Here is a 14,107-nt window from a genome sequence, read left to right on the forward strand (position 1 = left end):
CTCGCAACACCGTCACGAACATCTTCTTCCCTGGCTTCACCATTACAACTGGCACCGTCCTCATGGTAGCCTCAACCATGTTCCACCTATCAGCCGCTCCGGCCTCGATCGGAACAACCTCTTGAGACTCCACAGCTAGCATCTCCGCGATGTACCATTCTGAACCTGGCACATCGGTTTACCCAATCCATACAGGAATGGGAAGGCGGGATCTCCGGCACGCGCGGCTTTTGCGTGGCGGGATAAAGGCGAAGGACACGTTCCCTGCTCTTAAGGGCAAGTTCTACAAAGTGTGTCTTATGGATGAGAATCTGCCGTATTTCCGTGACTGGCCGTGGCTGCGTGACGTTCAACTCCGCTGCCAACCGGGATCACGGCGCCGGCGCGCACAAGTCCGTATACAAGTCCCAGGAGGATCATAAACAATAGTCCGCCCCAGATGGTAAGCTGCATCAACTCCTTTGACGAAAGCTGCCTGTTGCGTTTAGCGCGTGCCATAATTTCTCCATCCCCGGTGTCTTCAGGAGGGGATTAGCCTCTTACCGGGACCTTTAAGGTCAACGAAGCGCCAGGAATTCGAGTTAGGCCGCGACTCACACAAGGCGGACTACGCGAATTTATGGCGAAGGTTAGGAAGGATAGTTAGGAAACTAGCACCTTAGCGGAGGGCCAAGGAGGTCTATCAAATTGGAAAAGCTGGAATTGGTGTTCAGCTCATTCGAACGCTCGACTCGTTGCTTGTGAAAAAATCTTGCGCGAAACACTTTCAAGGCAACGGTGGACTTCAAGTGTACCGGGCTGGCGACAACCTGGATTCTTTTACCCTGAACAGCCGTAAACTCGATGGTTAATCCCGTCGTAGGATCCCCGTCGCCATCATTATCAATCACGACGCAAAACAGGTTGACCGAGGCCGTGAGCACGAAAATCAGCCCCAGCACCGCCCAACGCAAATATCTCTTAATCGTAGGCATCGAGTTCAAATGGCGGAAAACGGCCCGCGTCCGAAAGATTATATCGTGTCACCGCTGGATTAGTCTTGCATAAAATGGACATTAAAAACTCTTAGTTCCAATCAGCCAGCGTCCTTTCGTCACCCTTGGACGGCAGCTCCTGCTTTCCCCTGTCAGCGGCAACATCGGATTTTTCACACTGATGCGAACAATAGAAGAGAAACTCCGCCCCCAAAATGATCTCATATCGGAGTCAGTCAGCTGCTTTTCACTGCTTCATAGTACTTTCCGTTGACTGCGCTGCCCATCACGGCAAAGTCGCAGCTCGATGTTTCCAGCGGGTCAGTTTTGAAGCTGAAGTCAATCGAGGGCACACGAAAGGCTGCCTCAAGTTGGGCGGCCGCTTTGAAGCCTTCAAAGCGGTATTGCCGCGCCGCATCCTCATACTTCACGGGCTGATCGGTCGCCTTGAACGCCAGCTTGAAATCCATGAATGCCGGGGTGGTCTCAGCATCCATTGCCGGCCAACGCGGCTGGTCAATAATTGGCACATTTGTCATTTGCAGCGTAGCAGTTTTATTGTCCGCACTGAAGGTAAGGCCAGTGGAAGGAACGGGTGTAACCCAATACAAACCTTCTGCTGAAATGGGTGGATGAAAATCGTGTATCTGGTTCGTGGGGGCCGCCGGTCCCTTGAATACCGTTAGTCAGGTATGAGCGAATATGGCTTGATGAGCCTGGCGCGCGGCCCAGTACTCGCCCGCCATGTAGCTGTAGTCCGTTGTGGGATTGCCCCAGGCGAGCCGATTTCCCTTGTTATCAGTGCCCATTCCGTGGAAGCCGTTGCAACGGGCCAGCTTTCCCTTGAAGTGATAGATGTTGGAAAGTTCGACATTTGGCATTGGACTCTGATTGTGGTTGCCATTCTTATCGAGCCACGGAATCGGATAAGGGCAAGAGCCGCCGTTTGATGCAGCGTGGTTCTGTGGGATAACAGGAGCGCAGGTTTGCGGCTCGGATTGCGCGTGCAGCGGCCGGATTGGAAGCAAAGTCGCAAAGACGGAGGCCACACCCATCCTTATTAAATGCCGCCGGTCCAGCTTCGGCCCTGGACCTGGATCATTGTTGTCTTCAAAATCGGTGAGCTTGCGGACGGTGCATTCAGGATTGACAGTAGATTTCATGCTTTCCTCCAACATCCATAAACAAAATTTCACTGGAATCGTAGCCGATACGATCCTACCCGCAGGGTCGCCTTAAACGCTCGGCCTTTAGTTGGATGCTTCCACCTGATGCGCTGAACAAATCGACCGCTTGCCATCGGCAGTCAATGATTGCGTTGGTCCAGGGCAGCCGCTCGAAAAAGTCGTTTCAGACTTGCAGCCCATGCTGGCGTGGAAGCCATGTTGGACTAAAAACTTGATAAGTTATTGGGGTATGGCGCGCCCTGAGAGATTCGAACTCCCGGCCTTCTGATTCGTAGTCAGACGCTCTATCCAGCTGAGCTAAGGGCGCGCAGGTTGCGGAGGCAACTCAACCATTTTAGCAAAGCTGCTTCAATCTGTCCCCTTGCCGCCGGCCAGGCGCGTGAATCGGGTGAGAAAACTTTGGTTCAGCGCCGGCCTGCAACTGTCTACATGAAATACAAATTTGCAATTCGACGCTGAAAAGCTACAATCTGCGCAATGCTCACAAACTGGCATACGGTCCTGGAGATCGCACTCCGCACCACGGCGGTGTATGCGCTGGTGCTGGTTGGCATTCGGCTAACGGGAAAGCGCGAAGTCGGCCAGATGACGCCCTTCGATCTCACGCTCCTGCTGCTTCTCAGCAATTCAGTGCAAAATGCCATGACCGGCCCGGACACATCCCTGATGGGTGGCGCCACAGCAGCGCTGGTCCTGCTCACTCTGAATTTCCTGCTGGCGGAACTTTCAGGACTGAATCGCGGTTTTAGAAAAATGATCCAGGGATCGCCGACCCTTTTAATCCACAATGGCGAATGTGTTGCCGCACACATGGCAAAAGAGCATATCTCTATGGACGAACTCAACCGCGCCCTGCGCGAGCATGGGGTGGCCTGCGTTGATGACGCGGCGCTGGCGGTGCTTGAAGTGGATGGTTCAATCAGTGTCTTGAAGTATGACGATGTCCCGGCCCAGGCTCATCCGCAAAAGCGGCTCAAGTTTCTTCATCGGAATTGACAGCACAGGTTCTATCAACCAGGAAAGATGATCACGCAAAATTTGGAATAACAACTTCTCTCGACCCAATATGTGTTGTAAGCGGCTTGCAGCGGTCTTGAGGAAGGACGCAAATGAGCTTAGAAGAAGAACTCAGGGAAGGCGCGGAACACGCGCACAAAAGCGGTGAAAGAGGGATCGGCCTCACTATGGCGATTGTGGCGGTTTTGCTGGCTATTGCCACATTGATGGGCCATCGCACCCATACTGAAGAAGGCCTGATTCAGGGCAAGATTGTAGACGAGTGGAACTTTTACCAGGCCAAGCACAGTCGTGCCCATGAATACGGTGCCATGGCCGAAGTGGCGGCACTGCTGCCCAATGGAAAAGATCTGGCGCTGAAGGATTACAAAAAGTCCCTGGACGAAGAATGCGGCACGCCGCCTGAGCATGGATGCAGCAGTCCGGCCCGGGATTCCGCCATCCTCCGGCCACTGTTAACACCTGATTCTACAAGCGACACCAAGGAAGAGAAGAAGGAGAAAGGCGAGTCCGACAAAAAAGAATCCCCTGCCAACGACGAAGCTACTAAAGAGCACGGCAAAGAAGCCAGCGCTGCCAAGGAGACGCACGAAAACAAATCCTCTGGCCACAAGCCCGGCGCAGTAAATATCCAGGAAAATGCCAAAGAGATGGAGCGCGAAAGAGACCTGGTGGAGCGGCGGGCCAATTACTATGACGGCGCAGAACTATTTCTGGAAATCTCAATTGTCCTTTGTTCAATAGCGCTGCTGGCGGAAGCAAAGCTATTCTGGCAACTTTCCTTTATCAGCACCATTCTGGGAATAGGTGTTGCACTCTTCGGATTCCTGGGAGTGCACTGATATCGTAAATATTGTTTTTGTTGGAATCTTTTTTAATGCCCAGGATCTATCTAGCCACCACCAACCCAGGCAAGGTACGAGAGCTCCGCGAGGCGGCGCAGGCATTATCCATTGCGCTTGATCCCTTGCCGCGCATGGCTGAAGTGCCGCCGGCGATTGAAGACGGAACCACTTTTGAGCAAAATGCCAGAATCAAGGCCGAGTATTACAGCCGCCTTGCGCCGGGTGAGTTGGTGCTGGCGGAAGACTCAGGGCTGGCAGTTGACGCGCTCCATGGCGCGCCCGGCGTCCATTCAGCCCGTTACGCTGCCGTACTTCAGTCAGGTGTGGCATCAGACCAAAACTCTGACGATGAAGCAAACAACGCCGCGCTCATTGCTCAACTGAAACGTCTCAATCGAGATCGATACACAGGAAAATATGTGTGTGTGATTGCGCTGTCCCGGGATGGACAGACCCTTGCCACCTTTACGGGCGAAGCGCCAGGAGAACTTCTGACCGTCCCCCGCGGGACTCAGGGCTTTGGGTACGACCCGCTGTTTTACTTCCCTGCTCTCGGCAAGACGTTTGCGGAACTTCCACTGGAACAAAAACGCGAACATAGCCATCGCGGAAAGGCGTTTCGGCAGTTCCTGGAGTGGTACGGCAAGCAGCCGCTGTAACACGAGCTTGCTATTTGAGCATGTCGATGGCTTCTTTTTTAAGCTTCTTAGCGTCGGCTTGCCATTTGGTGCCATCCTGAAACTGCAGTTCCGCAACATACACAACAACCCCTGCCGGATGTCTGGACAAGTCTTCCCTGGAAGGAACGGCGTTTGCCGAAATGTCGAACTCGGCGGTGGTATCTACCTTTTCGGGGACTGTCACCAGCTCGCCTCGACCCATCCTTACGTCATCTTTTTTAACAGCTACCCAGCCAAGGCGGTAAACCTGGATCTTATTGTGGCTCTTGTTTTCCAGATGAGCGTCCAATAGCACATTGTCAGCGCCAAATGATGCCTGGACAATGTGCACAGGATCGCCCGCTTGAGGCGCGAACAGCATCAGGATATCTTCACCGCCGCTTTGCAACGTTACGCGTAATCCCAGCGCCGGGCTTTGCCGAGCCATGGCCGCAATGAGGAAGAAGATGACAAAAACCAGCAATTTCTTCATGATGGCACCCCGTATTCGTTCAAGTTCGGTCCTGCCACAGCATGCGGCAGCAGCTCCGCCTTGCGCTTTCGCATCCTACACCTTGGGCTGGAATTCTCAAGCTAAATTTGAGCTTTGCCAGGCCGATTAGGCCAAATTTAGAAGTTGCGCTACCCTGCAAATCCAAGTAAATTCAAGGTTCTCTCATGGCTAAACGGCCTTCACAAACAGCTGCCCGGTCAGCCAACGGCACATCAGACAAGTACCAGCGCATTCTGGACGCTGCCATTGAAGTCATCGCCGAGCACGGGTTTTTCCATTCTCGAGTGGCAGAAATTGCCGACCGCGCCGGGGTGGCTGACGGCACTATCTATCTCTATTTCAAGAACAAAGATGAATTGCTGATGGCGTCGATTGACTCCGCCTTTCACCGGTTCATCCAGCGGGCGCGGAGTTCGCTCGACCAGTTGGCTGATCCGCGGGAAAAATTGCGCCGCCTGGCCTTTCTTCACCTGGAATCCCTGGGCTCAAACCGCAGTTTGGCCATCGTCTTCCAGACCGAACTCAGGCATAGCGCGAAATTCCTTGGCCAGTTTTCTCATAACCTTCTAGTGGAATACTTTGATGTAATCAAAGGCGTTCTGCGTGAAGGCCAGGAAGCCGGCGTCTTTAGGGCCGACATTTCCGTAACTATTGCCGCGCATTGCTTCTTCGGCGCAGTGGATGAGATAGTTACTACATGGATCCTTTCCGATCGCGACCGGGACCGCGATTATCACCTCTCCACCCTGACTGATTCGGTTGTGGCGATTGTCCTTAAAGGCGTAGAAACGGGACCCTAAGTATGGAAATCAATACCCTCGCCGACATTTTCTTTGCTTCAATCGCGCACGATGTGGAACGCCATGTAATGTTCAAGCGCGGCAGCGAATGGCAGGTGATCTCTTCTCGCCAGCTCTATGGCTATGTGGCTACTCTTGCCAGGGTCTTGAAGCAATGGGGAATCCATAAAGGCGACCGCGTTGCGATCCTGGGCGAAAATCGGCCGGAATGGATGATTGCCGACTTTGCCTGCGTAACCACCGGAATCATCGATGTCCCAATTTACGCCACGCTCACGGCGGACCAGACTCTGTATCTCTTGCAGAATTCCGGCGCGCGCGTGATTTTTGTTTCCACGCTGGAACAGCTGCGCAAGATCCAATCCATCCGGGAGCAGACCTCACTCGAAAAAATTGTTGTGATGGATGAGATTAGTGAAGTCAATGTAATTCCCATGTGGTCTTTAATCAATTCCGCATCGCTCGAAGAAGACCCGCAATTTGATGAAGAAGCGCATCGAATCACGCCAGACGACCTGGCCACCCTGATCTATACTTCGGGAACCACAGGGACCTCAAAGGGCGTAATGCTAAGTCACGGCAATCTCACTACTTGCGCCATCATGGCCAGCAAGCAGGCGGAGTGGACGCCCGGTGACGTATATCTCTCATTTCTTCCCCTATCTCACGTCACTGCGCGCCACGTTGATTACGTCTGTTATCTGGACGGCGTTAGCCTTGCCTATTGCGCTGTGTTCGATCAGCTTCCGCAGATGCTGCAGGAAGCCAAACCCACAATTATTGTTGCGGTGCCGCGCGTCTATGAAAAAGTGCGCGCTGAGTCTGAACGTCGCGCCGGCCATGGCTTGCGGCGGAAGATTTTTGACTGGGCAGTGCGAATCGGCGAAAAACATAAAGAAGAAATTGCACGAGGCGAAACGCCCACAGATCCGCGCTGGAAGGTAGCGAACCAACTGGTGTTTTCAAAAATACGCCAGGGATTTGGCGGACGGAGCAGGGCGTATTTCTCTGGCGGCGCTCCCCTGGGCAAGGACATGGCAGAGTGGTTCTGCGCAGTTGGTATCCCAATTATGGAAGGCTACGGGCTGACGGAAACTTCGCCAACTCTCTCCGTCAACCGCCGCGGAGCTTTTAAGATTGGATCAGTTGGCAAGGTAAATGAGGGCGTTCAGCTCAAGATTGCTGAAGATGGCGAGATTCTGGTCAAAGGGCCAACCGTTTTCAAGGGTTATTGGAACATGCCTGAAGAGACTCGCAATTCCTTTGTCGATGGCTGGTTTAAGACAGGCGACATTGGCGAGCTCGACAGCAATGGATTCCTCAGCATTACCGACCGCAAGAAAGATCTCATCAAGACATCGGGCGGAAAGTTCATTGCGCCGCAACCGATTGAAAACGCCCTGAAGGCGAATGTGCTGGTTGCGCAAGCCGCCATCATCGGCGACAAGCGCAAGTATGCTTCCGTGATCATCTCACCCCATTTTCCTTTATTGGAAGATTGGGCGCGCGCCAATGGCGTTCTGTTCACCTCACGTCAGGAGCTTGTAGCGTCAGATAAGGTACGTAATCTCTATCGCGGGATTGTAGAAGACCTGAACAAGCGGCTGGCGCATTTTGAAACCATCAAGAAAATCGTGGTGGTGCCGGATGAATTTACTGTCGCCACAGGCGAGATTACACCTACACTTAAGCTCAAACGCCGCGTGATTGAAGCAAAATACAAGCAGCAGATTGATGAGATCTACCAGCAGCCACATCCGATTGAAACCGCGCCCGTGGGATAAACACCGCGCAATAATCCTTTACATCTCAGCTTGCCTCTCGGAACCATTCGCCACGCCGATTTATTACAATGGATGCATGGATCCTCTCATCATCGCAGGCCGGCAGTTCCGATCACGGCTGATCGTCGGTACCGGTAAGTACAAATCTGGCCAAGAAACTGCCCGCGCCATTGAAGCCAGCGGCTCGGAAATGGTCACAGTCGCCGTGCGCCGGGTAAACCTGGACCGGAGCAAGGAATCGCTGCTGGATTTTATTGACCCCAAAAAATATTTTCTTCTGCCCAACACGGCGGGCTGTTACACAGCGGATGAAGCCATCCGCGCCGCCCGGCTGGGACGGGAGGTTGGACTTTCTGACTGGGTGAAGATAGAGGTCATTGGCGACCAAAAAACGCTTTATCCCGATGTTCAAGCGACAATTGAAGCGACGCGCGTCCTGGTGAAAGAAGGGTTTACGGTGCTTCCCTATACTTCAGACGACATCGTGGTTGCCAAACGGCTATTGGACGCGGGTGCGAGCGCGATCATGCCGTTAGGTGCTCCCATCGGGAGCGGGATGGGAATTCAAAACACCGCCAACATCCAGATCCTGCGGGAGATGATCACGGAAGTTCCGCTGATTGTGGATGCGGGCGTGGGAACAGCCTCTGACGCGGCCATCGCCATGGAGTTGGGCGCTGATGCCGTGCTGATGAATTCCGGAATCGCGCACGCTGAAAATCCTGTGCTGATGGCGGAAGCTATGAAGTATGCGGTGATTGCCGGACGCGCAGCTTACCTGGCCGGCAGAATGCCTCGAAAGCTTTACGCCACGGCAAGCTCTCCGTTGCACGGAGTCGTTCGATAATCCTTAGCCACGGTTCTAAAATTTACCGTGTATTGTCGACCGCCAAACCTAGTTGACCGCTCGCGGTGATCCCGGTATTTGCGCCGAAGATGGCACGCGTTGGCCCAATATTGCCATTGGCCGCATTCAAATTGCCCCACACGGCAACTCTGGCAGCCCCTGGATCAGCGTTGTACAACGTTCCAGTGCTCGTTGTGTCAACGAATATTTGAGTTGGCACGGAGAGGCCGGTATTGGCGCCTGCTATCTCAGCAACTGGAGTAATATTATTATCCGCCGTGGCAGCGTTCGGGTAAATCGTAATGCTGGGCGCTAAAGAGTTGCTCACCACAAGACGTCCCGCTCCATCCACTTGAACGCTTCCCGGACCCGAGAGGTGAGTGGCTGCGCCCTGCACAGCACGATTGGCCGTAATAGGGCCATTTAATGTACTGGCGTGATCGTAAACGGCAACTGCATTACCGGCCGAATCGGCGACATAAAGGCGATCATTGGCTCCGTCAATATAGATACCGGACAATTGGAAGTTTACACTCAAATCCCGGACTGGTGTCGGGGTACCGTTCGCCGTTGAAGCCGAGGCATACACGAGTATATCGATGTCATCGGCTACATAAAGCAGGTTTCTGACTTTATCCAGTGATACGTCGGTAGGATTCACCAGAGATCCCGTAATCTTTCTGCTGGGCGCAATATTACCGCTGCTTTTGGTGCTGATGCCGTCATAAATAACAACCGAAAGATCGCCTGTATCAGCAATGTAAAGGGAGTCATTTGTAGTATCCAGCGTCATGAAACCGGGGAAGTTAAACGTGGTATTGTTGCCTGCAATGGTAGCAGCCGGAGTTGCATTACCGGCTACCGTAAAAGCGTTGTCAAAACGCAAGAGTGTATTTGAATTGCTTTCCATTACATAAAGCTTGCCCGTGGCGACAGGCGTTGGAGTTGGCGAGCCTGTGGGAGTTGGCGTGGGCGTGGGTGTACCGCCGCCTCCGCCCAGCGTTCGCCGGGGCGAAATGACACAACCAACTGTAAGCAAAAGACAGAACACTGCCACACAAATGCCTGCCGGCGAAAAGCCGCGTTTTGATCTGATTATTGGGTCCATTCTCTGCCATGATAACCCAGTTTTTGCAGTTTCTAGTGCGCTATTCGTGCAGGTGCGTTCCACACCGAAGTAACAAGCAGATGGAGTTAAGAAGTGTAAAAAAGGCGGCTTTTCCAGCCGCCTTTCGGGGAAATCAGAGTTAAACGGTTTGACTTACTTCTTTTCGTCGGACTGCTTCAGCATGGCCACTTTATCTACGTGGAGCGTGCCATTATCAAGCTTTCCGGTAACGCTTACGTGATGCCCTTCATGCCCTTTCAATGCTTCCTGATTGTCGACATTGATAATGCTCTTGTCTTTTTCAGAAACAAACACCAGCTTCGATCCATTTTCCGCGCACTTCTTGACGCAATCGGCATTGTCGATGTCCTTGGCGCCGCATTTCTCGTCGCTGACCCAGCCGCTCATCTTGGTTTCTTTGGGAGCTTTGTCTTTGGCCAGGGACAGTGTGGAAGTCAAAAACGTGAGTGCAAATGCAACTAACAGAAGTTTCTTCATTGGGTAAGGTTATCTCCTCATAGGATGGTTCGTGCTTCAACAACTGCTTTTCAGCAGCTTTGCCGGGTTGATGCTACTGAGCTACTACGGTGAAAAAGGTGACGGGAAAAGTTTGATCGGCCCCCCGCAAGGTGTTGCTCCGATTCTCAAAGTTAAAGCTACTTCTTCTCCGGCGGCTGCGCAACTGCCGGAGGAGAAACGGTGTAGACCACCTCTCCGGGACGGGCATAGCGGAGCCGCTCACGCGCTTCTTTTTCAATGGTTTTGGGATCAGTCTTTAAAGCTTTAATTTCCTGTTCCATGCCGCCGTTTTGTTGTTGCAGAGCCTTAATCTGGCGATCGAGTTCGCGGGATTCTCGGCGCTTTTGCTGATAGTCCACAAGGCCATTGGCGCCGAACACCGCGTAGTAGCCAATAACGCAAAGCAAAATGCCGATCCCTGCCGCCGCCAGCTTGTGGCGCAAGCGATAGAGCTGCTCCCTCCCGCCTTTGATTTTCTCCGGCATTATTGTCTGATCCAATCGCGCGCCGCGGCGGAGAGTTTTTCCAGACCTTTTTCCGAGCTGGCTTCAGAGTAAATCCGCACTACCGGCTCCGTGCCGGACACGCGATAACAAACCCACGATCCATTGTCCATGATCAACTTCAAACCGTCCGCCCGTCCCACCTGTTTTACTTTGTGGCCAGAGAGTTCGGTTGGATCGCTCTTCATCTTACTAGTGAACTTCTCTTTCAGTTCCGGCGTCAAGCTGAAGTTTTCTCTTCGGGCATAAAAGGAACCAACTTTGCCAAATAAATCTTTTATCTGGTCACCAATCGGCTTCTTGCGGCTGGCCACGGCTTCACAGCACAACAATCCGGCCAAGACGCCATCTTTTTCCGGCACGTGATTCCGGATGGAGAGCCCGGCGCTCTCTTCACCACCAATGGCAATTTTGTCCTGCTTGATCAGCTCACCAATGTATTTGAAGCCCACAGGGGTTTCATGCAGCGGCACTTTGTGGTGCTGCGCCAGAGCATTAATCATATTGGTGGTAGAAACAGACTTGGCAACCCCGTTTTTCCAGCCTCGGCTCTCGACCAGATAATCGAACAACACGGCAATGACGTAATTGGGCTGGATGAATGTGCCGTCCTGGTCCACGATTCCGAAACGATCAGCATCACCGTCCGTGGCAATACCAATGCGAGCGCCCGTCTCTTTCATCCTCTGGCGCATTTCATTCAGAAGATGGTCTTCCGGCTCAGGCGCATGGCCACCAAAAAGTACGTCGCGGACATCATGGACAGTGGAAACCGGAATACCTGCGTCCCTGAGTAGCTCATCGGAATAGCCGCGCGCCGCGCCCCAGAGCGGATCAAAGACAACTTTCAATCCTGAGTTCCGGATGAGCGGCAAATCGACAATCTCTTTGAGTCGCGCCAGATACGCGGGTTTGGGATCGATGTTTGCAACCTGCGCTCTTGAAGAAGCTCCAGAAACGTCGCCATTGCTTGCGATCAATGATTCAATGGCACTGGTGGCTTCAGGCAATGCCGGCGCGCCGTCGGGTGTAGAAAACTTAATGCCGCTGTATTCCGGCGGATTGTGCGACGCAGTGAAATTGATTGCGCCATCAGTCTTTGACCGGGTCACCTCATAAGAAATCGCGGGAGTTGGAGCAGGCTCGGCAATGACCAATGGCTGCACACCAAATGAGCTAAGCACGTCGGCGGCAATAGTGACAAAACGCTCTCCCATGTAGCGCGGATCGCGCCCCACAATCACGCGTGCGCCATTCGGTTTTTTTGAAGCTACGTATTTTGCAATGCCTGTAACGGCCCGGCGCACATTGGCAATGGTGAACTCTTCCGCGATAATCGCGCGCCAACCGGAAGTGCCAAATTTAATCTTGGTAACACTCATGAGTCAAACCACAGTTAGTTGCATGTTGCCGGACTTTGGTTTCATGCAAAGTCCATCATACGCTGAGAAATACGATGAGATGAGCAAGCCAAACCTTTGAAACACGGATGAGAGCAGGAAGCAGAGGAAATAAAATTGCGGAAAGCGAACCACGGAGTTCTCGTCTATCGATCTCTTCTGCAAATTGAGATTCCTGATCTGAATTCATCAGCTGAGCATGAATTGAGGTTGCGCGCCGACTCCAGATCATCCTCCGTCCCTCCTTTCCTCCGTGTTTCAAAGGTTTTGATCGCTCACTGCTAAACTGAAACCCATGACGAACGCGCGAATCATCCTTACCACGGCTGGATCGCAGGAAGAAGCCGCCAAGATCGCTAATACACTGGTAGAGCGCAGCTTAGCTGCGTGCGTCAACGTTGTGCCGCGGATCGAATCGGTTTACCGCTGGCAAGGAAAAGTGGAAACCGCACAGGAATGGCTTCTCCTGATCAAGACCCAGGCCGCGCTTTATGAATGCGTTCGCGACGCTGTAAAAGAGCTTCATTCTTATGATCTGCCGGAATGCGTGATGCTGGAAGTGACTGCCGGTAGCCAGGAATATCTGGACTGGATCGCCGAAAACACCGGTTAACCACAGCCCCCGGTCCGTAACTATGCGAACCTTAATGCGAAATCTGCGCTCATCCGCATAAATCTGCGGCAAAATGCCTTTGCTCTTCTTTGTGATAAGACTTAAATCGCTGCCAGCGCGTGGTCCAGATCAGCTATAAGATCCTCCACATCCTCAATGCCAACAGAAATGCGTACCATGCCATCCGTGAGCCCAATTTCTTTTCTTCCCTTTTCACCCAGGGCGGCGTGTGTCATTGTGGCCGGATGCGAGATCAATGTTTCCACGCCTCCCAGGGATTCTGCCAGTGAGCAGACGCGTACCTTGGCCAGCATCTTGTTCGCGTTCCTGAACGAACCGGTCTCAAAAGTGATCATGGAACCAAACCCTGTCATCTGGCGCTTGGCCAACGCATACTGTGGATGATCGGAAAATCCGGGATAAAGGACTTTCTTCACTTTGGGATGAGTGCGCAGATATTCGGCAATCACACGCCCATTCTCATCGTGCTTTTCCATGCGTACCGCCAGCGACTTCACGCCGCGTAGCACCAGCCAGCACTCAAATGGCGACAAGATTGCCCCGGAGGCCTTCTGCATGAAGGCCAGTTTTTCCGCATGAATCGGTTTGGTTGCGGCAACCATGCCTCCCAGGCCATCGCTGTGCCCGTTCAGGAATTTCGTGGTTGAATGCAACACCATGTCCGCGCCAAATTCGATTGGCCGCTGAAAGTAGGGCGACATGAAAGTGTTATCAACCACTAGTTCGGCACCGCTGGCATGAGCAATCCGGGCCACTTCCCTGATGTCGGTCAAAACCATCAGCGGATTGGTCGGCGTTTCAATCCAAACGATGCGGGTATTCCGGCGCATGGCCTTTTTTACCGCGTCCAGGTCAGATGTATTGACATAACTGAACTCCACGCCATAATTCGTCATCACCTGATTAAAAAAGCGAGGCACTCCGCCGTAGACATTGTGCCCGCAGAGCAGGTGATCGCCCTGCTTCAGAAAGCACTGTGTCACCGCGGTTACGGCCGCCATGCCGCTGGCAAAAACATGCGCTGAGCTTGCGCTTTCCAGCGCCGCGAGATTGGTTTCCAGCTGCGTCCGCGTTGGATTGGAAACGCGCGCGTACTCGTAACCTTTGTTCTTCCCCACTTCCTGTTGCACGTAGGTTGACGTGGCAAAAATTGGGACAACAATGGCCCCCGTGGAAGGATCGGGCTCCTGGCCAGTGTGAATGCAAGCGGTGGAAAATCCAAATTTGCCGGTCTGGCGTTTCGTTACGCTGGCAGGTTTCTTTGCCATCTGGTGTTTGCTCCTGAATTGTTCAGTAATCGCAGCTCTGCTTTGCTG

Annotated in this window: 17 protein-coding genes and 1 tRNA gene; 8 read left to right on the forward strand and 10 right to left on the reverse strand. The window is 53.0% G+C overall.

Annotated elements, in window-relative coordinates; genetic code table 11:
• The coding region (locus LAO76_25445) for an IS481 family transposase (protein MBZ5494285.1) at nt 1-139 on the forward strand (139 nt) is incomplete at its 5' end.
• 158 nt (nt 140-297) lie between these two features.
• Here LAO76_25445 and LAO76_25450 read toward each other — a convergent pair.
• The 4 genes from LAO76_25450 to LAO76_25465 form a co-directional block, all read right to left on the reverse strand.
• Nucleotides 298-498: a hypothetical protein gene (locus tag LAO76_25450; protein ID MBZ5494286.1), complete on the reverse strand. Its 201-nt coding sequence runs from the start codon at nt 496-498 to the stop codon at nt 298-300.
• Between the two features lie 712 nt (nt 499-1,210).
• A complete protein-coding gene (locus LAO76_25455) occupies nt 1,211-1,585 on the reverse strand; it encodes a hypothetical protein (GenBank protein MBZ5494287.1) in 375 nt (124 codons plus the stop codon).
• Between the two features lie 75 nt (nt 1,586-1,660).
• A complete protein-coding gene (locus tag LAO76_25460) occupies nt 1,661-2,137 on the reverse strand; it encodes a hypothetical protein (protein ID MBZ5494288.1) in 477 nt (158 codons plus the stop codon).
• A gap of 254 nt (nt 2,138-2,391) precedes the next feature.
• A tRNA-Arg gene (locus tag LAO76_25465) sits at nt 2,392-2,468 on the reverse strand.
• A 170-nt stretch (nt 2,469-2,638) separates the two neighbouring features.
• Here LAO76_25465 and LAO76_25470 point away from each other — a divergent pair.
• The 3 genes from LAO76_25470 to rdgB all read left to right on the forward strand — a co-directional run bounded on the left by LAO76_25470 (nt 2,639) and on the right by rdgB (nt 4,682).
• The gene (locus LAO76_25470) at nt 2,639-3,157 is read left to right on the forward strand and encodes a DUF421 domain-containing protein (protein MBZ5494289.1); all 519 of its coding nucleotides are present in this window, start codon (nt 2,639-2,641) and stop codon (nt 3,155-3,157) included.
• Nucleotides 3,158-3,270: 113 nt separating this feature from the next.
• Nucleotides 3,271-4,020 (forward strand): DUF4337 domain-containing protein, encoded by a 750-nt coding sequence (locus tag LAO76_25475; GenBank protein MBZ5494290.1) that lies wholly within the window; start codon nt 3,271-3,273, stop codon nt 4,018-4,020.
• 35 nt (nt 4,021-4,055) lie between these two features.
• Nucleotides 4,056-4,682 (forward strand): RdgB/HAM1 family non-canonical purine NTP pyrophosphatase, encoded by a 627-nt coding sequence (gene rdgB, locus LAO76_25480; protein MBZ5494291.1) that lies wholly within the window; start codon nt 4,056-4,058, stop codon nt 4,680-4,682.
• Between the two features lie 10 nt (nt 4,683-4,692).
• Here the strand turns inward: rdgB and LAO76_25485 are convergent, their stop codons facing one another.
• Entirely contained in the window at nt 4,693-5,175 is a 483-nt protein-coding gene (locus tag LAO76_25485) for a hypothetical protein (protein MBZ5494292.1), read from the reverse strand.
• Between the two features lie 185 nt (nt 5,176-5,360).
• Here LAO76_25485 and LAO76_25490 point away from each other — a divergent pair, with 185 nt between their 5' ends.
• From LAO76_25490 to LAO76_25500, 3 genes are all read left to right on the forward strand, one after another.
• Nucleotides 5,361-5,996 (forward strand): TetR family transcriptional regulator, encoded by a 636-nt coding sequence (locus LAO76_25490; protein ID MBZ5494293.1) that lies wholly within the window; start codon nt 5,361-5,363, stop codon nt 5,994-5,996.
• Nucleotides 5,997-5,998: 2 nt separating this feature from the next.
• Nucleotides 5,999-7,780, forward strand: coding sequence for a long-chain fatty acid--CoA ligase (locus LAO76_25495; GenBank protein MBZ5494294.1), 1,782 nt, complete (start codon nt 5,999-6,001; stop codon nt 7,778-7,780).
• Between the two features lie 76 nt (nt 7,781-7,856).
• On the forward strand, nt 7,857-8,627 hold the full coding sequence (locus LAO76_25500; protein MBZ5494295.1) for a thiazole synthase: 771 nt from the start codon (nt 7,857-7,859) through the stop codon (nt 8,625-8,627).
• A 22-nt stretch (nt 8,628-8,649) separates the two neighbouring features.
• On the opposite strand, the gene LAO76_25505 is transcribed toward LAO76_25500, so the two are convergent.
• The 4 genes from LAO76_25505 to LAO76_25520 form a co-directional block, all read right to left on the reverse strand.
• Nucleotides 8,650-9,684, reverse strand: coding sequence for a hypothetical protein (locus LAO76_25505; GenBank protein MBZ5494296.1), 1,035 nt, complete (start codon nt 9,682-9,684; stop codon nt 8,650-8,652).
• A 204-nt stretch (nt 9,685-9,888) separates the two neighbouring features.
• Nucleotides 9,889-10,233 (reverse strand): hypothetical protein, encoded by a 345-nt coding sequence (locus LAO76_25510; GenBank protein ID MBZ5494297.1) that lies wholly within the window; start codon nt 10,231-10,233, stop codon nt 9,889-9,891.
• 158 nt (nt 10,234-10,391) lie between these two features.
• Nucleotides 10,392-10,739 carry a septum formation initiator family protein gene (locus tag LAO76_25515; protein ID MBZ5494298.1) on the reverse strand — a complete coding sequence of 116 codons (348 nt, stop codon included), beginning with the start codon at nt 10,737-10,739 and terminating at the stop codon, nt 10,392-10,394.
• Nucleotides 10,739-12,139 carry a phosphoglucomutase/phosphomannomutase family protein gene (locus LAO76_25520; GenBank protein MBZ5494299.1) on the reverse strand — a complete coding sequence of 467 codons (1,401 nt, stop codon included), beginning with the start codon at nt 12,137-12,139 and terminating at the stop codon, nt 10,739-10,741. The genes LAO76_25515 and LAO76_25520 overlap by 1 nt, the downstream gene beginning before the upstream one ends.
• Nucleotides 12,140-12,452: 313 nt before the next feature.
• Between LAO76_25520 and LAO76_25525 the strand changes: the two genes are divergently transcribed.
• The gene (locus tag LAO76_25525; protein ID MBZ5494300.1) at nt 12,453-12,770 is read left to right on the forward strand and encodes a divalent-cation tolerance protein CutA; all 318 of its coding nucleotides are present in this window, start codon (nt 12,453-12,455) and stop codon (nt 12,768-12,770) included.
• Between the two features lie 101 nt (nt 12,771-12,871).
• Here LAO76_25525 and LAO76_25530 read toward each other — a convergent pair whose 3' ends face one another.
• Nucleotides 12,872-14,059 carry a PLP-dependent aspartate aminotransferase family protein gene (locus LAO76_25530; GenBank protein ID MBZ5494301.1) on the reverse strand — a complete coding sequence of 396 codons (1,188 nt, stop codon included), beginning with the start codon at nt 14,057-14,059 and terminating at the stop codon, nt 12,872-12,874.
• Nucleotides 14,060-14,107 lie beyond the last annotated feature (48 nt).

This window comes from Terriglobia bacterium (assembly GCA_020072645.1).
GTDB lineage: Bacteria > Acidobacteriota > Terriglobia > Terriglobales > Acidobacteriaceae > Angelobacter.